This is a genomic window from Flavivirga eckloniae (assembly GCF_002886045.1).
Classification (GTDB): domain Bacteria; phylum Bacteroidota; class Bacteroidia; order Flavobacteriales; family Flavobacteriaceae; genus Flavivirga; species Flavivirga eckloniae.
In genome coordinates, this window is record NZ_CP025791.1 from 3,178,783 (window position 1) to 3,204,029 (window position 25,247).

Sequence of the window (25,247 nt, forward strand, 5' to 3'; positions counted from 1 at the left end):
TTATACTTCTTTTTCGGTGAATGGAATGTTGGGGTCGCAAATTTCTAAAATAAGCTGTTTTAATTCTTTACTAAAGTTATTAATTGTTTCTTGGGTAATCAAGGCATCTTTTTTTGCATAGGCACCGGCTTTATCTTTTTTGGAGAATTTTAAAAAACCTTTATTCAGGTTTTTAAAAGATATGATACCGGCTTCAACTGGAAGTTGAATCTTATTCGATAGCTGCATCATATAGGCATAAGTAAGTACTTGAAAGCTTTTGCTGTATTTGGAGTAATCTGTTGTAATGGCTTCCCAGTCTACAATTTCAACACTGCTTTGTTCTACACGACCAGTTTTGTAATCTATAATTCTAGTAATACCGTTACATTCGTCAACGCGATCAACCTTACCTGTAATGGTAACAGGAAAACCCAGTTCTGGGATATCGATTACAACACGGTTATCCGCTTCAATGGCTATTATTTTTATTTGATTGCCAGCTTTTAGGTTTTCAATTTCTAAATCTAAAAAGTTTGAGACATAGCGTTTGGCAATTTCAAAAATTATTAAGTTTTTGCCTTTAGTTATATCCCCTTCTTTATAAACATCCGTAAAATGATGTGTTACCGTTTTTACAATACGGGTTTTTAGTTTTTTAATACGTTCTACAGATATAAACGTGCCAACTAACGGCTTATAAAAGTCTTCCAGTGTGTTGTGCACCACAGTTCCTAACGTGTTTGCCGCTACGGTTTCTTCTACATTGTCGTGCTCTTTTATTTTTAATACTTTCTGGTAGTAAAAATCTATAGGGTTTCGTATATAATTAGTTAACGATGATGGAGAAAGCCCTTTTTGAGCCACAGTTTTTAACTCATTTATAATCGAGGGCGTTTTATCTATAACGTTTGGTGTGGTTTTAATTATAGGAACATGGGGTGCGATAATTTGATGATTTATGTCGTGTATTTCTTCCAGTTCTAATTGTGTTATAAATCTGCTTTTTTCGCCACCGGTTAAAACATCTGCTTCGGTATTGTAAAGAATATACACGTTTTTAGCTCGTTGTAAGAGTCTGTAAAAGTGATAGGTATAAACAGCATCTTTTTCTTTATAAGTAGGCAGGTTGTTTTCTATTTTAACATCAAAAGGAATAAATGAATTGTTCGTTTTTCCAGATGGAAGTATCCCTTCGTTAACAGATGATATAATAACTGTTTCGAAATCTAAAACGCGAGATTCCAACATACCCATAATTTGAAGCCCCTGTAAAGGTTCTCCTTGAAAATCGAGGGTTTCAGAGCTCAATAGCTCTTTATAGACACTATATAGTGTTGAGATGTCTTTTATATGATGATAGGCTGTGTTTAAACGCGATAATTCATTAAACAGTTCGTTAAAACGAAACAAATACTCCAAGGATAATAAGTTAGATGCTTTGTTACCGTCTAAAAAGTTTTTGATATGTAATATTAGTTGGTTACAATTTTTTAAAGCTGTATCAACAGATTTGTTCCAATTCGAAAACAACAGATCGATAACATCGTTACAATTAGTTGCTAACTGTTTTAAGCGTTCTGTGGTAAGGTAGACTAAATTATTAGCATCAATAGTCTCAATTATTTTCGTTGCATAATCAACGTCTTTAACATATAACAGCGGTCTTATAAATTGGTGTGATATAATAGTTATAACATCTTTATAGTATAATATGTTTGAAGGTGTTTTATGTAAATGAAACAAGGATTCGAAAAGCGAGGCTATGGGGATAGATTTTAAAGGGAACCCCATCGTAATATTAAGCGCTTCGATAGTTGTGGGAAGCGAGTTTAATACGGGAATAAGTAAGTCTTCATCGCCTAAAACAACTGCCGTATTTTGTAATGATTGATTATTTTTCTGTAAACTGTTTAAAAGCGTACCAATATATTTTGCCTGACCTATATTTTTTGGAACTCCAAAAACCGAAATATTTTTTTCTTTCGAATAATTAGTGGTAATCCAGTTAAAAGGGTTGTTTTTAAAAAAAGACCAATTAGTTTTATGCTGTCTGGTAAATAAAGCGGCATCGTGTTTTTGGTTGTTAATAAAGACACTATCAATATCCCAATATGTTTTAGCTAAGTTGTTTTTAAGTAACTCTTGAATAATCGTTATTTCGGAAGTGTTTAGAGCATTAAATCCTAAAAAGACATGTTGCTTTTCAGGGTTATTTTTAATGTAAGAGGGCAAGTTTTTAGCAGCTTCTCTGTAAATTAAGCCCTGATACCCTATTTTTTTATTTATAAGCTGTTCGGTGAATTGGGTGTAGTAATTAATAAGTTTGTTCCAAAAGGATAAGTAGTTTTTAACAAAGTCGGTTTGGTTATTTTCTAACGACCAGTGGTTTAAGTCTTGTATGGCACTTAAGTAATCAAAAATATTCTTTTGAGGTATAAGATACCGGTCTATTTCATTAAAGTCCTGAAGCAATATTTGAGCCCATTTTGAAAACGATTCGAAACTATCTGCTTCATTGCTATTGGTTAATTTAACATAGGTGTTGTAAAACTCAAAAAGAAGCTCTGTATTCGATATACTTTTAAGCAGGGATAGATCTTCTACAAATTCTTCAATACTAATTATTTTAGGAGAGAAGATAGTTTTCTTAGCAACTTTAGAGAGCTGATGTTTTAAAAATAGCCCAGCTCGTTTACTTGGTAGAACAAAGGTTAGTTCTGAAAGGTTTTCATTGTTATTTTGAAGATCTTTTAGAACATCAAAAATAAAAGTTGTCATACCAATTTAGTTTTAAAATCGTGCATAGCTAAGTTGAAATAATTAAAAAAGAAACCATCTGCGTAAATCATTTTAAGATTTAATGGTGAGTACATAAAAATAAAAAACGCTTCGGATATCCGAAGCGTTTTTATAAAACTTATTTTAAAAACTAATTAATAGTTTCTTATTTTACAAGGTTGATCTCAACTCTTCTGTTGTTAGCTCTACCAGATCTAGATTTGTTAGTATCGATTGGTTTAGACTCACCATAACCGATAGCAGATAATCTAGAAGTATCAACACCATGAGATATTAAGTAATCTTTTACAGAGTTAGCTCTAGCTTCAGATAATTTTTGGTTAGTAGATTCTCTACCAATACTATCTGTATGCCCTTCTACTGTAAATGTAGCAGTTGGATACTCGTTTAAGATTTTAATGATATCTTCTAATACACTTTCAGACTGAGATTTGATAGTAGATCTTCCAGTATCGAATAAGATTGTTTTAGCGTACTCATTTAAAGTTTTTTGAACTTCTTCAGTTACTTCTGGACAACCATTGTTAGCAACAGTACCAACAACATCTGGACATTTATCATCTTTGTCTAATACACCGTCACCATCAGTATCTGGCCAAGGACAACCGTTATTAGCAGCAGCACCTGGAGTGTTAGGACATTTATCTTCTGCATCAGTTACACCGTCACCGTCAGCATCTGGACAACCACCTAAAGATTTTAATCCTGCAACAGTAGGACACTTATCATCTTTATCAGCGATACCATCACCGTCAGAATCTGGACAACCGTTAAGTTCAGCTAAACCAGCTTCGTTAGGACAAGAATCTTTGCTATCTTCAATACCATCAGCATCAGTATCAGGACAACCATTGAAAGCTTCTAAACCAGGAACATCTGGACAAGCATCATCTTTGTCGTAGATTCCATCATCATCAGCATCAGCACCACCAAATTTAATAGCGATACCAACTGAGTGTTGGAAATGTGTATTTAAATAATCTTCAAAAGCATGTTTGTAAGAAGATTGAATAGTTAAACCAATATTTTCGCTAAACCAAAGGTTTACACCTAAAGTACCGTTTAAAGTTCCAGCACCAACTTCATCAATCCAAGTGTAACCACCTCCAACACCTAAAAAAGGCTCGAAAGTTTTCCAATCTAAAGCTTCACCAACGTTGTACTTAATAGTACCATCAGCAGCATAGTAAGAAAGGTCATCTACAGGAAGAGCTTCTCCAGTTGTTGGATCTTCACCCCAGTTTTCTATTTTATTTAGAGATCCACCAATTCCAAAAGAGAAACCATCACCTATATATTTAGATACAGTGATAGTCGATAAAGATGGCAAAACGTTCCAGTTGTCTGTGTCAACGAATTTACTAAAAATAGTTTCACTAAAAGGAGCACCGTCACCAGAAGGATAAGCATCAACTGCATTAACCCCAATGTTGATCTGCCACGGGTTGTTTTTGTCTTGCGCATTAGCGTTGCTACAAACAAGTACAAGCAACATAGCGAACAATAATCTGCTAAGATTTTTCATATTCAAAAGTTTAATTTTTAAGTGTTAATTGTAAACAAATGTAAGTTGTTAAAATTTATTAACAAAGACAAATATATAAAAAAATAGTACATTTCGTTTGTTCATCGATTGTTCAGAACGATTTTACATAATCTTTAAAGTGACGCCCATTTAAGCAATAGTAATAATAGCCTTGATTAGATACACCTTTTAACGAACAACTAAAATGTTGTATACGCATCCTCTCTTTCTTATACGATAAACGGTATTTTATTGAATTTTGGTCTCTTTTATTGTAACTACTTCATTTATATAGACTAAAATCTTCTTATTAACAGTTATGGTCATCTCTTCCAAAACATCCTGATAGGATTGTAATTGTTGCCAGTGTTTTTTATCTTCCAGACCGGTTTTATAATCAATAATCACAGCTTCATTCTTAGAATTTATAACCAATCTGTCTGGTCTTAAAATTATCCCTTCTTTGGAAATAATGTCTCGTTCGTTATAAATGGTAAAATTTGAGGTATAATAGTTTTCGAGTTTAGGATGATTAACAATCTTAACAATTGTTTGCTTTAACCTGTTTGTTTGATGTTCTGTAATTAAGGCAGCCTTTGCAAAATCATTTAAGGCAGAGTCGATATCGTCCTTTGTTTTAATTTGAGACATTATATCGTGAATAAGATTTCCTTTTTCAATAGCTTCTTGTTGATTGGTATCCCATAGAAGGCCGGATTTAGTTACGACCTTTATATTATGTGTTTCTTTTGAGGTTGAAATAAATTCCTGCTGAATATTAGCTTGTTTTGTAATGGTTGTCCTTTCACTGGTTTTTTTAGGATCACCAAAAACATATGTTGTTTGGGAATCGTTCCAAAGGTCTAAATGTTGCAAATAGTTTATAAATAAGCCTGAATATCTTTTGTTATTAGAGACCCCTTTTGAAGATATGTCTTTTTTTGAAATAATATACAACTGTTCTACGGCACGGGTTAGGGTTACATATAAAAGATTGATATTATCTAACTCCAGTTCAGATTGATGATTTGTATAAATACGTTGTCCTTCGTTTCCGTAGTATTCAAAATCTTTATTGTAGTTTAATAGAGTATGCGTAAAGCCGGCGTATTTGTCTTTATCTATTTCAAACCATTCTTTTGGTTCTAGTTCTCTATAAATATCTAAGTCTGCGTATGGAAAAATAACAACGGGAAACTCTAAACCTTTAGATTTGTGAATAGTCATTATTTGAACAGCGTTTTGACCTTTAGGAGACACAATGCTCAGACTTTCTTTTTTCTTGTCGAAATACTCTAAAAACCCCGAAATATCCGATCCCTTTTTTTGCGAAAAGTCTAAAACAATATCCAAATAAAACTGGATGTATGCGTTGGATGATGTAACCAAGTTAAAATCACGTACAATAGTTTCTGCCAAATCGTATAGCGGTAGTTGTAATAATAGGTCGCTGTTTAAAAATATGCTGTATGTTTCAAAACTTTTAAATAGATCGTATACCGATAAATTTATATATTTTGAAAAGAATTCGTGTTTATCTTCAATATTAAAAAGAGAGGTTAAATAGTTTAAAAGGTCAACCTTTATTTCATTGTTTTTGGGTTGGATTAAGAGTGCTAAAACATTATTAATAAATTCAACCTCTGGCGAATTGCTAATTAATAAGGTTTCAGAAGAGATAATAGGAATATGATGTTGACTCAAATAATTTGCAATCGTAACACCTTCCTTTTTCTTACGTACCAGAACACAAATATCTTCCAGTCTAAAGCCATTGTTTAAACACGTATTAATAGTATTTAAAACGTTTATAGAAAACAGCTCATCCCTGTCGTCGTCTGCATTAATATCTAAAAAAGACAGTTCAACGTAGCCAGAATCTTCTAAAAATGTATTTTGATGTGCATGCTCGTAAAGGTCGCTATAATCCTTTTTGCCAAAAGCCTGATGAGATAGATACTTAAAAAAGCCATTATTAAAATTTACTATGCCTTTAAAACTTCTGTAATTCGTTGGAAGGTTTTCAACATGTTTTTCAATATGGAATGGATTTTTATCATTAAACAATCCTATAAACTGTTCTGCTTTTCCGCCACGCCAACGATAAATAGCCTGTTTAGCATCACCTACCAACATGGCATTTCCTGTTTCGGTAGATAGGGAGTTCCCTAAAAGCGGAATTAAATTTTCCCATTGCATAACCGAGGTGTCCTGAAACTCATCAATAAAATAATGATTAAACTTCTCACCAATGCGCTCATAAATAAAAGGTGTGGGCTGATCTCTTATTTCTTTACTAATAATAGTGTTGAATTCCGAAATAAGCATTTTGTTCTGTTCCTCTTTAATAGCTTTTAATTCCTTGTTGATAGCATTTAAGACAGAAAGTGGGGTTATATTTTTATAAAAGGCTTTTAAGAATTTAAGATGAAAGACCATTTGTTTGGTTTCCAGAAAACTGGTGGCAATCTGTGGTTGAATTTCTTCTATAATAGAAGCTATGGTATCGGTTACGCGTTTAGGATATAATGTTTTGGTTTCTAGATTTTCTTGCCATTTGGCTTCAAAGTTGAGATCAAATTTCTTGTCGGCTAAATTTTTAAAATGCTTAGGTAAATAGCTTCCAGAAAAATCGTTAAACTCTAAACCAGCTTCTTCAAATAAGGTCAACGTGTTTTGTGCCTTTTTAATAATATTACCTTCTACCGTTTCAAGATCCTTTCTTAATTGCTCTTTAAGTACTTTAAAATCATCTAAAGTTTTATCCTTTAACGTTTCAATAAAAGGAATATCGTTTTCATTAACCAATAGCTTTGCAATTTTGTTAAAATCGAAAGACACGTCCCAACTTTTGTCGTCATCGGTTTTTTCAAGAGCAAAATCTATAAGCACTTTAGTAAGGGCATTATCGCTTCCTGCCTTTTCAATCAAACTATTAACCGCTTCGCTCAACAAGGCATCTTGATCCAGTTCAACTTCAAAATTTAAAGGCAACCTTAAATCGTAAGCGAAAGTTCTAATAAGTTTATGCGTAAAGCCATCGATAGTCGAAATATCAAACGCCGCATAATTGTGTATAATGGTGTTTAATAGTTTTTCCGATTTATTATAAAGTGTGCTTGGATCCATTTGCAGCTCCTCGCAAATAGCCTTAAACATACTATTAGGGGTGTTTAATATAGCTTTATTGGAAAACTGTTTAAGCGTTTCAACAATTCGATCTTTCATTTCGGCAACAGCCTTATTTGTAAAGGTAATAGCCAAGATGCGTTTAAAATGTTCTGAATTATTGGATTGAAATAAAATTTTCAAGTATTCTTTTACGAGTGTAAACGTTTTTCCGCTGCCGGCCGAAGCGTTATAAATGGTAAAAGAATGGTTTCTATTCATGAATTGGAATTTGCATACAAGATAAAAACTATCAATGGTTTCATAACAATTTATTATTTTTAATTGAATTGTTTTATGTGTAATTTTGAAAGAAATTAAATATTAATATTACTAAAACTAAAAACTATGGCTTTCGAATTACCGAAATTAGGATATGCGTATGATGCGTTAGAACCTCATATTGATGCTCGCACAATGGAGATACACCATTCTAAACATCATCAAGGATATACAAACAATTTAAATAATGCTATTGCCGGAACAGATTTAGAAGGAAAGTCTATTGAAGATATACTTGAAAATTTAGATATGGATAACGGAGCAGTGAGAAACAATGGGGGAGGTTTTTACAACCACTCATTATTTTGGGATGTCATGAACCCAGAAGACAGAGGATACTTATCGGGTGAATTAAAAGATGCTATCGAAGCTGAGTTTGGATCTAAAGACGAATTTATTGCTGCATTTAGTAAAGCTGCTGCAACTCGTTTTGGCTCTGGATGGGCTTGGTTATGTGTACACAAAGGTGGTAAAGTTGAAATATGCTCAACACCAAACCAGGACAACCCATTAATGCCTAGCGTTGGTTGCGGAGGTACACCAATTTTGGCTCTTGATGTTTGGGAACATGCCTATTATTTAAATTACCAAAATAGACGTCCAGATTACATTAATGCCTTTTTTAATGTAGTTAATTGGAACGAAGTTGAGAAACGTTACGCAGCAGCAAAATAGAGATTTGCTATAAAACAATAAATATAAAAAAACGCCTAGTAATTTTTTACTAGGCGTTTTTTTTATGCTCAATTTTGGTAAGCCATTCTAAATTAAATATTTCAATAAGCAAATTTCACTGAAAACAGGGTATTTTAAAATAAATTTAATAATGAATTTTGTATCGTAAAAATTGTGTAAACAACTTAAACAGTTCTTTGTGTGTCTAAATCTGTAATTAGAAATATAAAGATTAGCTTGAAACTAAAAACTTAACCTATGAAAAATCAATTTCCTAAGCTCAATCCCATTCGCTTTAAAAGGATTGGATCACGTTTAAAAATTTTAATAAAGGGTGACTAACAACTAGTGATATGACTCTGCATGGCAATTGACCATATGGTATGAAATTGCAGAGTTATATTTCCCATTGTAAAACATAATATGTTACTAAAAGTGACATGTTAACCTAATTCCCTTATTTGACTTCATTATAGATTGATTTAAAATATATATCATGATTAAAAATACTCTCACAATACTTCTAATACTGTTTTGTTATCATTTATCCGGGCAGTCGTTTAACTCTATTTGGGATACTGAGAAGCCAGACGGGTCGGCCTCTAATCAAGTTGTTATCCCAACAAACCCAAGTTACACTTATAGTTATGCTGTAAATTGGGGGGATGGCACATCGGACACCAATGTAACTGGGGATATTACACACACCTATGCAAGCCCAGGTAAGTATACTATAGAAATAAGTGGAGACTTCCCTTCGATTTATTTTAATAATACAGGCGATAAAAATAAGATTATAGAAATATTGGCATGGGGAACCATTCAGTGGCAAACCATGGAAAATGCTTTTTATGGTTGTGAAAACTTAAACTTTGATGCTATTGATAGTCCTGATCTTTCGAAAGTAACAACTCTTAAAAATATGTTTAAGAATGCGAAGGTCTTTAACGGGATTGTGAATAATTGGGACATTATTACAATAACGGATATCTCAGGGATTTTTGCAGGAGCTTCAACCTTTAATAGGCCTTTAGATAAATGGAAAACAGGCAATGTAACCGATATGTCTGAAACTTTCATGGGAGCCACTTTATACAATGAGCCCTTAGATAATTGGAATACAGCTTTAGTTACCAATATGTCTAGTATGTTTAGATCTGCATCTGATTTTAATCAAAATATAAACAATTGGACTGTAACTCAAGTCACAGACATGTCTAGTATGTTTGCCTCTGCTAAAAAATTTAATTCACCACTTGGTGATTGGATTGTGAACAATGTGACCAATATGTCTGGTATGTTCCAAAGGGCAACATCTTTTAATCAACCATTAAACGATTGGATCGTAAATAATGTGACCAATATGTCTAGCATGTTTGATGGGTATTATTGGCTTATGGATTTTGATCAGCCTTTAGATAAATGGAAAGTAAGTAAGGTTACAAATATGTCTTATATGTTTCGGAATTGTGAACAGTTTAATCAAAATATAAATGGTTGGGACGTTTCATCTGTTACAAATATGCAAGGCATGTTTAATGGAGCTTATGTTTTTAATCAACCGTTAGATTTATGGGTTGTTACCGCAGTTACGAATATGGAAGAAATGTTTAGTTATGCATCTGCTTTTAATCAGCCCCTTGAATCATGGATTGTGACCGCTGTTAAATCTATGGAAAAAATGTTTTATGGAACCAGAGATTTTAATCAACCGCTCAATTTATGGGATGTAACCTCGGTTACAGATATGGGAGGTATGTTTGGAAGCACTACTGTTTTTAATCAACCGCTTGATAATTGGAAAACTGGTAATGTAACTAATATGTATAGTATGTTTAGTTATACAAAGGCATTTAATCAAGACATAGGGGGTTGGAATGTAAGCAATGTCAGGAGTATGTCATCGATGTTCTATAACGCATTAGCTTTTAACCAACCTTTGAATGGTTGGAAAACGGATTCAGTAATAAGTATGAATAGTATGTTTGGCGCTTCTGATGGCACTACGGTTGTTTTTAATCAACCACTTAATAATTGGAATACTAGTAATGTTAGCACGATGTCTTCTATGTTTATTAACGCTGGTTCTTTTGATCAAGATCTGAGTAGCTGGAACATTGCTAAAGTTAATAGGATGCACAACATGCTTTCTAATTCAGGACTCTCACAAGCTAATTATGATAAGACCTTGCAGGGTTGGGTATTACAATCTGTTAGCTCTAACGTAAATTTAGGGGCAACTAACTTAAAATATTGTGATGGACGTATAGCCCGCCAAAAGCTTATCGATGATTTTAAATGGAAAATTAGCGGCGATATAATAAACTGCCCTTTTGTTATATGTACCTCATTAGTTTCTCCAAAAAATGGAGAGATAAATGCGCCTGCAAATACCAATATAGTATGGAAACCTGTACCTGGAGCAACTGGCTACAGGGTAGATCTTAAAGTAGTAAATGGCGGAATTACTAAAACGACATATACGGATAAGGATTATGGTAACGTTGTTGGTATTGATTTTACAACCGATTTTACTCCTGGAGATGAAGTCTTTATAACGGTTAAACCTTATAATGCATCGGGACCTGCAATAGGCTGTACTGAGGAGAGTTTTAAAGTGGTTGAGAGTTGGGTAAATAGCCCTGATGCTTTTAAACTTACTTATGACACTTCTTTACCAGGGATAACGGCTACAAACCAACTTAGGATAGATGCTTCGGGGAGATACCCCGAGTATTTAAAACACAATTTCTCTATAGATTGGGGAGATGATCAATTTGATCATAACGTTACCAACACCATAACGCATACTTACCTAAAACCAGGAATTTATACGGTATCTATTATTGGAACATATCCAGCACACTATTCTAATGCTTTTTCTGATAGATCCAAACTATTATCAATAGATCAATGGGGAACACAGCAATGGGAATCTATGAGACAGGCTTTTTATTATTGTAGTAATATGACCTATAAAGCTACTGATGTACCAGATCTATCAAAATTAACAAATATGTCACATATGTTTTCTAGAGCCTCTAAATTTAATGGAGATATTAACTCTTGGGATGTAAGTAATGTTACAAATATGTCTGGTATGTTTTACTCAGCAAGATCATTTAATCAACCACTAGATAAATGGAAGGTAGACAATGTTACTGATATGTCGTCAATGTTCTATGGCACAACTCTTTTTAACAGTAATATTGATTCTTGGGTTGTAAGTAATGTTACAAATATGAGTTATATGTTTGGCTCTACGCAGGTTTTTAATCAACCTTTAAGTAGTTGGGATTTAAGCAGTGTGACTAACATGTCTGGTATGTTTTCGGATACAAAGGCATTTAATCAACCATTAAATGGTTGGAAAACAACAGGTAATGTCACTAACATGTCTAGTATGTTTGAGAGTGCAGAAGTATTTAATCAACCTATAAATGATTGGGATGTAAAGAAAGTAACCGATATGCATTCTATGTTTAGAAATACATTGCAATTTAACCAGCCTCTAGACAAATGGATCGTATCATCGGTCACAACTATGGAGTCTATGTTTAATAATGCCAAAGTATTTGATCAAAACATAAATTCTTGGAATGTCACAAATGTGATCAATATGAAAGAAATGTTCCGCTATGCAGAAGCTTTTAATAAGCCTTTAAATAAATGGGAGGTTAATTCTGTTGTAAATATGTCTTCCATGTTTGAAAATACTAAAGTCTTTGATCAACCTCTTAATGATTGGATTGTAAGTGCTGTTGCAAATATGAGCTCTATGTTTAAAAATGCATCGCAGTTTAACCAACCCATTAGTATTTGGGATGTATCATCCGTTACCTTAATGAATTCGATGTTTGAGAATGCACAAGCATTTAATCAACCTATAAATGATTGGGATGTAGCCTCAGTAACAAACATGGCGGCTATGTTTAAAAATGCGATCGTATTTGATCAACCATTAGATTGGAAGACTGGAGAAGTTTTAACTATGGCAGAAATGTTTAGTGGCGCTTCCGTTTTTAATCAAAATATAAATGGCTGGAACGTTTCCTTTGTAAGAACTATGGAAGCTATGTTTAGAAATGCCTTGGCCTATAATCAACCCATGAATACTTGGAATGTTGCATCTGTTAAAACCATGAGACAAATGTTTAATGGTGCTACAACTTTTAATCAATTAATAGATAAATGGAATGTAAGAGGAGTTACTACGATGTCTCAAATGTTCGATGGTGCTACAACTTTTAATAAAACTATTAATGGCTGGAGAGTTCCTGGTGTATCAAATATGGATTACATGTTTAGAAATGCGACGGCATTTAACCAATCTTTTGATCGATGGAATATAGGCACTGTGAGTATGCGTTCCATGTTTGAAAACGCGACTAGTTTAGATCAGGAATTTAGTACTTGGAATGTTAGTCAGGTTTCAGACATGAGAAATATGCTAGATAATACTGCTTTAACAAGAGAAAACTATGATACCACTTTAATAGCGTGGTCAAAACAAATATTAACAGCAGGAGTCGGGTTAGGGGCTCGAGGACTGCCGTATTGTGATGCATTGGAAGAAAGGCAATCTATGATTGACAATTATGGTTGGTCTATTGTTGGTGATATATTAGATTGCCCCATTCCTGTGTGTACGCAACTTTCTGCCCCATTAAATGGAGATACCAATGTTCCTGTAAACACAAACTTAAGTTGGGAACCTACCCTTTATGCAAGAGGGTATAGGCTTACAGTAAGAACCAATCCTGGAAATATTACGATAGTTGACAATGTAATTGTTACAGACACCTCATATGAATTTCCTACTGATTTTTCAGGTGGCGAAACGGTTTCTGTAACATTAATACCATTTAATGATGAAGGTGACGCCACTGCTTGTACTGTAGAAAGCTTTGAAATTACAAGTAGTGTTATTCCAACCGTGCCAGACTGTACTAATTTAACAATGCCGGCTAATGGAGCTATTGATATAGCTGTAGATTCAAATTTAGAATGGTTAGCTATTGCAAATGCCGACGGTTATCGTATTACAGCAGGTACTGCTTCAGGCGCTAGTGATATTATAAATAATGTTGATGTTGGTAATGTAACGACATACAATATTCCCGCTAATTTACCTGAGGACACAACTATTTTTGTAACTATAATACCATATAATGCTATAGGAGATGCAACTTCATGTACAGAAGAAAGTTTTACAACAGAAATAATTCCAGTTCCTCCAATATGTACAAACTTAACAAGTCCTTTAAGCGGAGCTACTAATGTTCCAATTAATACCGATCTTAGTTGGAATCCTATAGCGAATGCTACTGGTTATTTGTTAACAGTAGGTACTACTGGAGGAGGTATAGAAATTCTCAATAATATCGATGTTGGTAATGTAACAACTTATGATTTACTAGATGACTTAAGACCTAATCGATTGATTTTTGTAACCGTTATTCCTTATAACGATGAAGGTGATGCTACAGGCTGTACCGAAGAAAGTTTTAGAACGGGGAGTTCTCCAGCAACAGCTCCAAGCTGTACGTCACTATCGAGTCCGTTGAACAATGCTACCGATGTGGCAATAACAACGAATTTGAGCTGGGGGGCCGTTGCAGGAGCGACCGGCTACAAGCTCAACGTGGGAACCTCATCCGGAGGAACGGACATATTAAATGGGCACGATGCGGGCAATGTAACCGCCCACGACCTGGTTACCGATCTACCTGAGAGCAGTACAATCTACGTGACCGTCATACCATACAATGTTGTAGGAGACGCTGCCGGGTGTACTGAGGAATCGTTCACTACCGAGACCTTGCCAACCGCACCGACCTGTACGCTGCTATCGAGTCCGTTGAACAATGCTACCGATGTGGCAATAACCACGAATTTGAGCTGGGGCACTGTTACAGGAGCGACCGGCTACAAGCTCAAGGTGGGAACCTCTTCCGGAGGGACGGACATATTAAACGGCTACGATGCGGGCAATGTAACCGCCCACGATCTGGTTACCGATCTACCAGAAAGCAGTACAATCTACGTGACCGTCATACCATACAATGTTGTAGGAGATGCAGCCGGTTGTACTGAAGAATCGTTCACTACCGAGACCTTGCCTACCGTACCGACCTGTACGTCGCTATCGAGTCCGTTGAACAATGCTACCGATGTGGCAATAACAACGAATTTGAGCTGGGGGGCCGTTGCAGGAGCGACCGGCTATAAGCTCAACGTGGGGACCTCTTCCGGGGGTACGGACATATTAAACGCCCACGATGCGGGCAATGTAACCGCCCACGATCTGGTTACCGATCTACCGGAGAATAGTGCAATCTACGTGACCGTCATACCATACAATGTTGTAGGAGACGCTGCGGGGTGTACTGAGGAATCGTTCACTACCGAGACCTTGCCAACCGCACCGACCTGTACGCTGCTATCGAGTCCGTTGAACAATGCTACCGATGTGGCAATAACCACGAATTTGAGCTGGGGCACTGTTACAGGAGCGACCGGCTACAAGCTCAACGTGGGAACCTCATCCGGAGGAACGGACATATTAAACGGACACGATGCGGGCAATGCAACCGTTTACGATCTGGTTACCGATCTACCGGAGAACAGTACGATCTACGTGACGGTTATACCGTACAATGCCGTAGGAGACGCAGCCGGTTGTACTGAGGAATCGTTCACTACCGAGACCTTGCCAACTTCACCGACCTGCACGTCACTATCGAGTCCATTGAACAGTGCTATCGATGTAGCAATAACCACGAATTTGAGCTGGGGTGCCGTTGCAGGAGCGACCGGCTACAAGCTCAACGTGGGGACCTCTTCCGGAGGGACAGACATATTAAACGGGCACGATGCGGGCAATGCAACCGTTTACGATCTGGTTACCGATCTACCTGAGAACAGCATGATCTTCGTCACCGTTATACCGTATAATGCCGTAGGTGATGCTGCCGGGTGTACTGAGGAATCATTCATTACCGAGACCTTGTCTACCGCACCAGCTTGTACGACTTTATCCGGCCCTGTAAATGGTGCTACAAACGTTGCAGTCGATACCCATTTAGAATGGAGCGCCGTTACAGGGGCAACCGGATATAGAATTTCGGCAAGAACACCAGGAGGGGTTAATAACATTTTGAACAATGTGGATGTTGGAAATACTACTAGCTATAATCTAACAACCGACCTTCCTGAAAACACAACCGTTCATATATCGATTGTTCCATACAATGCGGTTGGAGATGCCACCGGATGTAGCGAAGAATCGTTTACTACCGGAGCATTACTTGCTTGTACTACTTTGATTCATCCGCTAAATAACGCTACAGATGTAGCCGTTGATTCTAACTTGAGTTGGAATGTTGTTACCGGTGCCACTGGATATCGGATTACGATAGGGGCGCTTTCAGGTTCATCAGATATTTTGGATAATATGGATGTTGGGAACTTAACAACTTACGATCTTCCTTTCGATCTACCCGAGAGTACTACACTTTATATTGCCGTAATTCCTTATAACGTAAGTGGAGATGCTATCGGATGTAGTCTAGAGTCTTTTACTACAGAGGCATTGGCAACAATACCCAATTGTACCACATTATCGAGTCCGCTAAATGGTGGAGCCAATGTAGCCATAGATACCGATTTAAGTTGGAATACGGTTGTAGGTGCAACAGGCTATAAAATTTCTGTTGGAACTGCCTCAGGAACTCACGATATTATAGACAGTCAGGATGTAGGGAATGTATCAAATTTAGTTTTAGCTACAGACCTTCCAGAAAGTACTACTATTTACATAACGATTATTCCATATAACATGGTTGGAGATGCCAATGGATGCAGTGAGGAATCTTTTACCACGGAAACATTGGTAGACCCTCTGGCAGAATCTAAATATGGAATCTCTCCCAATGGGGACGGTATTAACGATTTTTGGGAAATAAAAGGTATAGAAAATAGCCCACAGAACACGGTTAACATATACAACAGATGGGGCGATATGGTCTTTTCTATCTCAAATTATGATAACAATTCTAAAGTATTTAGGGGGGAGGCCAATGCGCTCAAACAGATGGGAGCGAACACATTGCCCAACGGAACGTATTTTTTCGATATTAAAATATCGGGAGGAACCCATAACCTGAAAAAGTTAAAAGGATTTTTAGTAATTAAGCGTTAATACAATGGTTATAAAAAACAATATTTCCGCTTATGCGGCTGTTTTGCTATTCTTTATTTTAAGAACGAGCATCTGTATTGGACAACAAACACCATTGTTCTCCGAGTACAATTACAACCCCTTCATTATAAATGCTGCATATGCTGGTTTAACCCCCGATGCAGAAATGTCTATAAGTAATTCGGGTTATTTTAATCAGTTTGAAGGAAGTCCAAGAAGCTTATCACTTAGCGGACATGGATCTATTGGTAGAGATAAAATGGGAATTGGTGCTGGAATTATTAGGGATGAAATCGGGGTAACCACATCTACCAATTTTTTCGGAGCATATTCATATAAGATATTTTTCGATTTTAAGAATAACCGCCCTAATTGGCAGCACTACTATCCGGGAGTACTATCTTTTGGTATTACAGCTGGTTTGCAACAATATCAAGACAATTTACTAGAGCTAGGCATTACAGATGATCCCATGTTTGATGAAAACATTAATACAAGCATTCCAACATTAGGGTTTAGCTTTTTGTTTAATCATGCATCATTTTATTTAGGATTTTCAACTCCAAATATTTTGGGAGAATCATTAGCTTCAAGAGACAATCTAAATTTAGTAAATCCGTATTACGGTTATTTAGGCTACCGTTTTTTTAATAACCGTTATCAGGAATTGATGATAAAGCCAAATCTGTTATTAAAATACGAAGAAGGAGCACCGGTACAAGCCGATATAAACTTAGCAGTAAGCTTTAAAAATAAATTTGAAGTAGGAGCAGGATACAGAACCAGTTCTTCCATAAATCTTTTATTAGGGATTTATTTATTTAAAAGCGTACGTTTTGTTTACAACTATAATATGGCAACTAACGATTCTCCGTTGGGAAATACACATGGCTTTGTACTAAATTACCGTTTTGGAAATGGATATAGAATTGATTAAGGGTTTAACATCTGTATAAAGGTTTTTCAATTAAGATTTTGGGGTCTTTGTAGAGGACCATTTTGCTTTAAAATAAAGCAAAATGAAAAAGGTGAACGAGTGTTCACCTTTTTGCCCCAAATCTACCATGAACTTAACCTACTTATGTTATGGTGATGCTAATGTATATAGTTTGTTAAAATTCTTGAAATAAATTAGTTAAACGACGAATATATTAGCTTAAACGGTTTTTTGAAGCTGTTTTAACATGAATCTTTGATAAGAAAATTTATGGTGGTGTGTCCTGAGTTAGGTTCGGGATATATTTAAAGTGGGTTTGCAAACAGACGAGCTAAATAAATTTTTCACAAAAAAGCTTCTCTATAACGCCATTAAGTCATTCTACTTAAGTTTATGCCGAACGTAGTCGAAGGAGACAAAATAAGCAGAAGTCGAAGTGCTAAATTCTTCCAGAATTTCCCCAAAATAACATTTTGAATTCTTAAACAGAATTCGCATTGTTTTAAGATAAAAAAATAATGAAATAAATATTAAAAAAAAGAGCAATGAAGAAACTGAATTGCATAAAAAAAGGTGAACAGATGTTCACCTTTTTTTGCCCCAAATCTACCATGAACTTAACCTACTTATGTTATGGTGAGACCAAGTTATGTGTATTTTAGATATTTTGATTATTTTTTAGATGAACGGCGTATTTTTAAGATTAAATGTATTTTTTTCTGAATTATGGGGAAAATTCCAACAAATTAATAATTAATATGCACGTTCGTTATTCCCTTCAAAAAAGTTAATAAAAGCTCTATTCACAACTCTATTTCCTCCTACGGTAGGATAATTTCCTGTAAAGTACCAATCTCCTAAATGCTCTGGACAAGCTTTATGTAAATTTTCAACAGATTGGAAAATAATTTTGACTTCCGCATTGATACTCGCATCACTTAATAGTTCAGAAATTTTGTTGGAGATTTCTTCGTCGGTAAAAGGATCGTAAATTTCTTTTACAAAGTTCTGTACGTGTTTATCGTCTAAATCCGTTTGGCTAATACACTTGTCGTAAACCTCTTCTACAATATGGTATTTATTTATATCCTTTAATAGCTCTAAGGCAGCTCTAAAAGCAATTAAACTATCCAAGTTAGCCATGTCTATACCGTAGCAATCCGGGTATCTAATTTGTGGTGCAGAAGACACTACAATTATTTTTTTAGGGTTTAAGCGATCAAGCATTTTTAAAATGCTCATTTTTAATGTAGTACCCCTAACAATACTGTCATCTATAATAACCAAATTGTCTTCTGGTTTTATAACGCCATAAGTAACATCGTAAACGTGAGCTACTAAATCATCGCGACTGCTATCTTCGGTAATAAATGTTCTTAACTTAACATCTTTAATAGCAATTTTTTCAATTCGGGCATGTTCCGATAAGATTTCGGTTACTTTTTCGGCCGAAAGCGAACGCTGCCCACTTAATATAGTTTGTGTTTTCTTTTTGTTTATATAAGCTTCGGCAGTTTCAATCATACCAAAAAAGGATGTTTCTGCTGTATTAGGAATATAAGAGAAAACAGTGTTTTTTGTATCATTATTAATAGCCTCAAGAACTTTAGGCATTAATAGTTTACCAAGCATCTTACGCTCTTGGTATATTTCTGCATCACTACCTCTTGAAAAGTAAATACGTTCAAAGGAGCAAGATTTTCTTTCTAAAGGCTCTAATATTTGCTTAAAGCGTACCTCTCCCGATTTTTTAATAATAATGGCCTGTCCTGGATCTAATTCTTTTACATCTTCAAACTTTACGTTAAACACGGTTTGAATAACAGGTCGTTCTGATGCTACAACAACAACTTCATCATCTTTATAATAATATGCCGGACGAATACCAGCAGGGTCTCTTAAAACAAAAGAATCACCATGACCAATAAGACCAGCCATAGCATAACCACCATCCCAGTTTTTTGCGGCACGTTTTAATATTTTGCCAACTTTAAGACGTTCTGCAATAAGCGGGGAAGCCTCTCTCTTATTGTAACCTTCCTTTTTTAAATCCTTATAAATTTTACTAACAGCATCATCTAAAAAATGACCGATTTTCTCCATAACGGTTATGGTATCGGTATACTCTTTTGGATGTTGACCTAGTTCAATAAGGTTAGCAAAAAGTTCTTTAACATTCGTCATGTTAAAGTTTCCTGCCATTATTAAATTTCTGTGCATCCAATTGTTTTGTCTTAAAAAGGGATGTACACTTTCTACACTGTTCTTACCAAAAGTTCCATAACGAACATGTCCCAATAATACCTCTCCTATATATGGGATGTTTCGTTTTTGTAAAGCGACATCATTAGTATACTCGGGATGTGCCGTTAATTCGTTGTTAACCCTTTCGTTTATTTGGGCAAAAATATCTTGAATAGGCTGCTGTGCTATAGAACGCACTCTACTTATATAGCGTTCACCTGGATTTGTGTCTAATTTAATACTTGCAAAACCAGCACCGTCTTGACCACGGTTGTGTTGTTTCTCCATCATGAGGTACATCTTATTTACACCATAAAATGCACTTCCGTATTTTTCCTTATAATATTCCAGTGGTTTTAAAAGTCTTATAACTGCTATACCACATTCATGTTTTAAAACATCGCTCATATAATGTAACCCTTTTTTGCTTTCGCTTACACTTGCTTAATACAACTCGTGTAAATAATAAATAATTATATTCCAGTTTTCGCTTCAACTTTGTTTAGCGATCCCGTAGGAATGAAATTTTTTGATTCCAAAATAGCTATATTCTGGAGTTTTATTTTAATTAAAAACGCGCTCTATTTTAGAGCGCGTTTGTATTATGCTAATTCTATTTCAAACTGCGTTAGTTGTTTAAATTGCACTAAGCGCTGATGTACTTCTTTACTCGATAAATTCTCCATACGCTCGGTTCCAAACTTCTCCACACAAAATGAGGCTAAAGTAGAACCATAAATAACAGCGTTTTTCATGTTCTCAAACGAAATATCTTCTGTTTTTGCAAGATACCCTGAAAAACCACCAGCAAAAGTGTCTCCTGCCCCTGTTGGGTCAAAGACTTCTTCTAAAGGTAATGCAGGAGCATAAAATACACTATCATTATGAAATAATAATGCGCCATGCTCTCCTTTTTTAATAACCACATATTTAGGCCCCATATCGTGAATCTTTCTAGCCGCAACAACTAAAGAGTACTCTCCTGTTAATTGCCTTGCTTCTTCATCATTTATGGTAATAACGTCAACATTTTTAATAACGCTAAGCAAATCATCTAAAGCACAATCCATCCAAAAATTCATAGTATCCAGAACAACTAGTTTAGGTTTAGTCGTCATTTGATCTAAAACACTTTGTTGGACGATAGGATGTAGATTTCCTAACATAACAATTTCCGCATCACGATAATTTTCTGGAACTACAGGATTAAAATCGGCTAGCGTATTTAATTCTGTAACTAAGGTATCGCGAGAATTCATATCGTTGTGATAACGACCACTCCAAAAGAATGTTTTTCCTTCCTTAACGATTTCAATTCCAGAAATGTCTATGTTTTTGCTTGATAATAAATCTAAATACTCTTGAGGGAAATCATCACCAGCTATAGATACTATTGCAGAGTTTACATCAAATTGTGAGGCAGATAAGCCAATGTAGGTTGCGGCACCGCCGAGAATTTTATCGGTTTTACCGAAAGGCGTTTCAATAGCATCAAAAGCTACCGTGCCAACTATTACTAATTTACTCATAAAAGAGACCTGATAATTTTCTGCAAAGATAAGTCTTTTGAGTACTTATTCAAGAATAATTTTTTTGGAATGTTTTTAGTCTCGTTTATTATAGGAATCCGATTGGGAATCAGGTTTATTTTCTTCCAAAATCTGCAGGGATTTCTCCCCAGGCTTTTGTTTCCCATTTAACAATAACGGTTTTATAACTGTTGTTTTTTAACCAATCTATAGCTCTATCGATTAATTCAAAAAGTGCTTTGTTTTTATCAGTGCGTTCTAATTTAGTGTTACAGCTTTTCTTTTTTACCCAACTTATAGCAGTTCTGGAGTCGGTATATAAAATACGATCGCTTTTGTTTTTTTTAAGTAAGGCTAAACCATGTACAATAGCTAAAAACTCACCTATGTTATTCGTTCCTTCTTCAAATGGCCCCTGTATGAAGAGTTGTTTTTTTGTTTTGGTATCAACGCCACGATATTCCATTTTTCCAGGATTTCCACTTGAAGCCGCATCAACCGATATAGAGTTGTAATTAGGTTGCCCTATTTTTTTTAATTGTTCTTTAGAAAGTTCACTTTTAAATTTCGAGGATTTTCCAATATAGTCTTTATAATTACCCTTGAATGCTTTTTTTGCGGCATCAAATGTTGAAAACGATTTATATTGCGCACCTTGAAAATCCTTTATCTGCGCTTTGCAGTCATTCCAGGATTCAAAAACACCAGTGCGGTGCCCTTTCCAAACGGTATAGTATTTCTTTTTCTTTTTTGACATTGAGGTAGTTTCTATTTTTCAAAAACGGCAACAGCCCTAACAGGTGAACCAGTTCCTCCTTTAATTTTTAAAGGTAAACCAATAAAACGAAACCGTCCTCTGCCAACTAATTTATATAGGTTTATCATGTTTTCATAATGTGTAAAGCCTAATTCTCCACATATATAATGTACTTTTTTGTTGGAAACGCCACGAACTCCAGGAGACATGGTTTCAACGCCAAAAGCCGAAATTTTTTTATTGCCCAACCATCTTGTTGCATCGGCAGAAATACCTGGGCCTTTGTCCCAATTTTCGGTTCCAAAGGCATTTCTATAATGATCTGTATAAATTAATACAGTATCTTTTTCTTTAATTTCTAAATTTTGATTTGCGCAGGCATTTTTAAAGTCTTTTACTTCAATTAGTTCATTGAGCTTTTTGTTCGAAAAATCTAGGCATATGCCTTCGGTGTAAAACATAGATAAAGGCATTTTATCTATAGATTGTCCTTTATATTCTTTAGCCATGTGGTTTATGGCATCAACATGGGTTCCTGTATGTTCGCCAAGTTCTAATTTATGTACGGCAGGCGTTTTTGTTTCAGGATTTATAATACCGTCCCATTCCTCATGTGTATTGTGCACGCTCATTTTAACTTGCGGTAGGTCTTTAAAGACAGGCATGCCTTCAAAGATTTCTTGGCTTAAATCAATAATTTCGACCATTGCAAATTAGTTGCTTTTTTGAGAAAACAATAGCTTTTCTACCACCTTAGGAAAATGTTCCATCTCCAGTTCATGAATTTTTGTAGCAACATTTTCAGCCGTATCAGAAGTATTAACAGCACATTTTGCTTGAAAAATAATTGCGCCCTCATCATAATTCTCATTAACATAATGGATGGTAATACCCGTTTCGGCTTCATTATTGGCAACAACAGCTTTGTGTACGTTCATGCCGTACATGCCTTTGCCTCCATATTTAGGCAACAAAGCAGGATGAACATTAATAACCTTATTTGGGAATGCGTTTAAAATAAGTTCAGGGAACTTCCATAAAAAACCGGCAAGAACGATTAAATCGGGTTGAGAAGCCTTTAAGATGTTTAATACATCATTTGTTTCTGTAAATGCTATTCTATTAAAAGAGAGTGCACTTACTTTAAGGTTTTTAGCACGGTCTAAAACTTTGGCGTGTGGATTGTTGGAAAGGACTTGAATAACAGACACATTATCACTGTTATTAAAAAACCTAATTATGTTTTCTGCATTGGTACCACTTCCAGAGGCAAATATTACGATACGTTTCACCTGTTGCGTTGTGTTTTTCATGTTAGAGAGAGATGTAAATCGCTAATAATTAAGTGTTATTTCACAAAATCTTCAAGCTCTTTTCATCTTGCAAATTAAAATGTTAAGATTATTCGAACAAAAAAAAGAATAATTATTAACAATTTAGACGTGAAAGATAAATACTTATACTAATTTTAGTAAATTACAAACACATTTTTATATTAAACATGTGTTTTAAAAATAAAGTTTTTTATTTTTGCCAACTAAATTAAAATTTAAAATTAAAATATTATGTCAGACATTGCATCAAGAGTAAAAGCGATTATCGTGGACAAATTGGGAGTTGATGAGAACGAAGTTGTAACAGAAGCAAGCTTCACAAACGATTTAGGAGCGGACTCATTAGATACTGTTGAATTAATAATGGAATTCGAAAAAGAATTCGATATTCAAATACCAGACGATCAAGCTGAGAACATTGCTACAGTTGGTCAAGCTATTTCTTATATAGAAGAGGCAAAATAAGCAAAAATAAGCATTACACTTTATGGAACTAAAGCGAGTTGTAGTCACAGGATTGGGGGCTTTAACACCTATAGGCAATACCAAAGAAGAATATTGGGAAGGTCTTATTAGTGGTAAAAGTGGTGCTGCACCTATAACATATTATGATACCGAGAAGTTTAAAACCAAATTCGCTTGCGAATTAAAGGGTTTTAACGCAACCGATTTTCTTGATAGAAAAGAGGCTCGTAAGATGGATAAATTTGCACAGTACGCTATGGTAGCTTCAGATGAGGCTATAGTAGATGCAGGGCTAAATCTAGACGAGGTTAACAAGTTGCGAGTTGGTGTTATATGGGGTGCAGGAATTGGAGGATTAGAAACTTTTCAGCAAGAAGTTTTAAACTATGCTGAAGGTGAAGGTACTCCAAGGTTTAATCCATTCTTTATTCCGAAAATGATTGCAGATATTGCACCAGCCAATATTTCCATAAAGCATGGATTTATGGGGCCTAATTACACAACAGTTTCTGCATGCGCATCTTCTGCTAACGCGATGTTCGATGCCCTAAACTCTATTCGTTTAGGATATTGTGACGTTATTGTTACTGGAGGAAGTGAAGCAGCAGTTACTATTGCTGGAATGGGTGGTTTTAATGCCATGCATGCCCTATCTACTAGAAATGAAAGCCCAGAAACAGCTTCAAGACCATTTGATGGAACCAGAGACGGTTTTGTTTTAGGGGAAGGAGCAGGTGCTTTAATTTTAGAGGAGTATGAGCATGCAAAAGCAAGAGGCGCAAAAATATATGCTGAAGTTGCTGGAGGAGGATTATCTTCTGATGCATATCATATGACGGCTCCACATCCAGAAGGTGTTGGTGTTGTTGAAGTGATGCGAAATTGTTTAAACAATGCCGGACTTAAACCAGAGGATATAGACCATATAAATACGCACGGTACTTCTACGCCTTTAGGGGATGTGGCAGAACTTAAAGCTATTTCTAAAGTTTTTGGAGACCATGCTAAGAGCATAAATATAAATTCAACGAAATCAATGACAGGGCACTTATTGGGTGCTGCAGGTGCTATTGAAGCTATTTCGGTTATATTAGCCATGGAACGTGGTATTGTTCCTCCAACTATTAACCATACTACAGTAGATGAAAACATTGATCCAGAATTAAATTTAACTTTAAATAAAGCTCAAAAACGCGACGTTAAAGTGGCAATGAGTAATACATTTGGATTTGGTGGACATAATGCTTGTATGGTATTTAAGAAAATAGATTAATGAATCCCGAATGAAATAAACCATAGTGATATTGAAGTATAGTAAAATAAAACATGGTTTGTTACATCTGACAT

Annotated in this window: 13 protein-coding genes; 5 read left to right on the top strand and 8 right to left on the bottom strand. The window is 35.3% G+C overall.

Translation table 11 applies throughout. From position 1 onward, the window contains the following. The 3 genes from C1H87_RS13190 to C1H87_RS13200 form a co-directional block, all read right to left on the bottom strand. On the bottom strand, window positions 1–2,760 hold the full coding sequence (locus C1H87_RS13190) for a PD-(D/E)XK nuclease family protein (RefSeq protein WP_102756264.1): 2,760 nt from the start codon (window positions 2,758–2,760) through the stop codon (window positions 1–3). A 166-nt stretch (window positions 2,761–2,926) separates the two neighbouring features. After that, the gene (locus tag C1H87_RS13195; RefSeq protein ID WP_102756265.1) at window positions 2,927–4,306 is read right to left on the bottom strand and encodes an OmpA family protein; all 1,380 of its coding nucleotides are present in this window, start codon (window positions 4,304–4,306) and stop codon (window positions 2,927–2,929) included. Window positions 4,307–4,555: 249 nt separating this feature from the next. Continuing rightward, a complete protein-coding gene (locus tag C1H87_RS13200) occupies window positions 4,556–7,696 on the bottom strand; it encodes a UvrD-helicase domain-containing protein (protein ID WP_102756266.1) in 3,141 nt (1,046 codons plus the stop codon). 126 nt (window positions 7,697–7,822) lie between these two features. Between C1H87_RS13200 and C1H87_RS13205 the strand changes: the two genes are divergently transcribed. The 3 genes from C1H87_RS13205 (at window position 7,823) to C1H87_RS13215 (ending at window position 17,571) form a co-directional block, all read left to right on the top strand. After that, a complete protein-coding gene (locus tag C1H87_RS13205; protein ID WP_102756267.1) occupies window positions 7,823–8,431 on the top strand; it encodes a superoxide dismutase in 609 nt (202 codons plus the stop codon). Window positions 8,432–8,927: 496 nt separating this feature from the next. After that, entirely contained in the window at window positions 8,928–16,634 is a 7,707-nt protein-coding gene (locus C1H87_RS13210; protein ID WP_102756268.1) for a BspA family leucine-rich repeat surface protein, read from the top strand. A gap of 4 nt (window positions 16,635–16,638) precedes the next feature. Continuing rightward, window positions 16,639–17,571 (top strand): PorP/SprF family type IX secretion system membrane protein, encoded by a 933-nt coding sequence (locus C1H87_RS13215; protein ID WP_102756269.1) that lies wholly within the window; start codon window positions 16,639–16,641, stop codon window positions 17,569–17,571. Between the two features lie 753 nt (window positions 17,572–18,324). Here C1H87_RS13215 and C1H87_RS13220 read toward each other — a convergent pair. The 5 genes from C1H87_RS13220 to purN form a co-directional block, all read right to left on the bottom strand. After that, window positions 18,325–20,223 carry an amidophosphoribosyltransferase gene (locus C1H87_RS13220; RefSeq protein ID WP_102756270.1) on the bottom strand — a complete coding sequence of 633 codons (1,899 nt, stop codon included), beginning with the start codon at window positions 20,221–20,223 and terminating at the stop codon, window positions 18,325–18,327. Between the two features lie 194 nt (window positions 20,224–20,417). Beyond that, window positions 20,418–21,344 (bottom strand): PfkB family carbohydrate kinase, encoded by a 927-nt coding sequence (locus tag C1H87_RS13225; RefSeq protein ID WP_102756271.1) that lies wholly within the window; start codon window positions 21,342–21,344, stop codon window positions 20,418–20,420. A 115-nt stretch (window positions 21,345–21,459) separates the two neighbouring features. Then, window positions 21,460–22,101: a ribonuclease H1 domain-containing protein gene (locus C1H87_RS13230; protein WP_102756272.1), complete on the bottom strand. Its 642-nt coding sequence runs from the start codon at window positions 22,099–22,101 to the stop codon at window positions 21,460–21,462. A gap of 11 nt (window positions 22,102–22,112) precedes the next feature. Next, complete coding sequence (locus C1H87_RS13235; protein WP_102756273.1) at window positions 22,113–22,808, bottom strand: cyclase family protein; 696 nt, start codon at window positions 22,806–22,808, stop codon at window positions 22,113–22,115. 6 nt (window positions 22,809–22,814) lie between these two features. After that, window positions 22,815–23,393: a phosphoribosylglycinamide formyltransferase gene (gene purN / locus C1H87_RS13240; RefSeq protein WP_102758264.1), complete on the bottom strand. Its 579-nt coding sequence runs from the start codon at window positions 23,391–23,393 to the stop codon at window positions 22,815–22,817. A 273-nt stretch (window positions 23,394–23,666) separates the two neighbouring features. Between purN and C1H87_RS13245 the strand changes: the two genes are divergently transcribed. Further along, window positions 23,667–23,900 carry an acyl carrier protein gene (locus C1H87_RS13245; RefSeq protein ID WP_008269813.1) on the top strand — a complete coding sequence of 78 codons (234 nt, stop codon included), beginning with the start codon at window positions 23,667–23,669 and terminating at the stop codon, window positions 23,898–23,900. 22 nt (window positions 23,901–23,922) lie between these two features. After that, window positions 23,923–25,173 carry a beta-ketoacyl-ACP synthase II gene (gene fabF / locus C1H87_RS13250; RefSeq protein ID WP_102756274.1) on the top strand — a complete coding sequence of 417 codons (1,251 nt, stop codon included), beginning with the start codon at window positions 23,923–23,925 and terminating at the stop codon, window positions 25,171–25,173. The last annotated feature ends 74 nt before the right edge of the window (window positions 25,174–25,247 follow it).

What these genes read in the sequence shown, in the direction of transcription:
- C1H87_RS13190 (WP_102756264.1), bottom strand. Translation starts at nt 2,760, where the DNA reads ATGACAACTTTTATTTTTGATGTTCTAAAAGATCTTCAAAATAACAAT.
- C1H87_RS13195 (WP_102756265.1), bottom strand. Translation starts at nt 4,306, where the DNA reads ATGAAAAATCTTAGCAGATTATTGTTCGCTATGTTGCTTGTACTTGTT.
- C1H87_RS13200 (WP_102756266.1), bottom strand. Translation starts at nt 7,696, where the DNA reads ATGAATAGAAACCATTCTTTTACCATTTATAACGCTTCGGCCGGCAGC.
- C1H87_RS13205 (WP_102756267.1), top strand. Translation starts at nt 7,823, where the DNA reads ATGGCTTTCGAATTACCGAAATTAGGATATGCGTATGATGCGTTAGAA.
- C1H87_RS13210 (WP_102756268.1), top strand. Translation starts at nt 8,928, where the DNA reads ATGATTAAAAATACTCTCACAATACTTCTAATACTGTTTTGTTATCAT.
- C1H87_RS13215 (WP_102756269.1), top strand. Translation starts at nt 16,639, where the DNA reads ATGGTTATAAAAAACAATATTTCCGCTTATGCGGCTGTTTTGCTATTC.
- C1H87_RS13220 (WP_102756270.1), bottom strand. Translation starts at nt 20,223, where the DNA reads ATGAGCGATGTTTTAAAACATGAATGTGGTATAGCAGTTATAAGACTT.
- C1H87_RS13225 (WP_102756271.1), bottom strand. Translation starts at nt 21,344, where the DNA reads ATGAGTAAATTAGTAATAGTTGGCACGGTAGCTTTTGATGCTATTGAA.
- C1H87_RS13230 (WP_102756272.1), bottom strand. Translation starts at nt 22,101, where the DNA reads ATGTCAAAAAAGAAAAAGAAATACTATACCGTTTGGAAAGGGCACCGC.
- C1H87_RS13235 (WP_102756273.1), bottom strand. Translation starts at nt 22,808, where the DNA reads ATGGTCGAAATTATTGATTTAAGCCAAGAAATCTTTGAAGGCATGCCT.
- C1H87_RS13245 (WP_008269813.1), top strand. Translation starts at nt 23,667, where the DNA reads ATGTCAGACATTGCATCAAGAGTAAAAGCGATTATCGTGGACAAATTG.
- fabF (WP_102756274.1), top strand. Translation starts at nt 23,923, where the DNA reads ATGGAACTAAAGCGAGTTGTAGTCACAGGATTGGGGGCTTTAACACCT.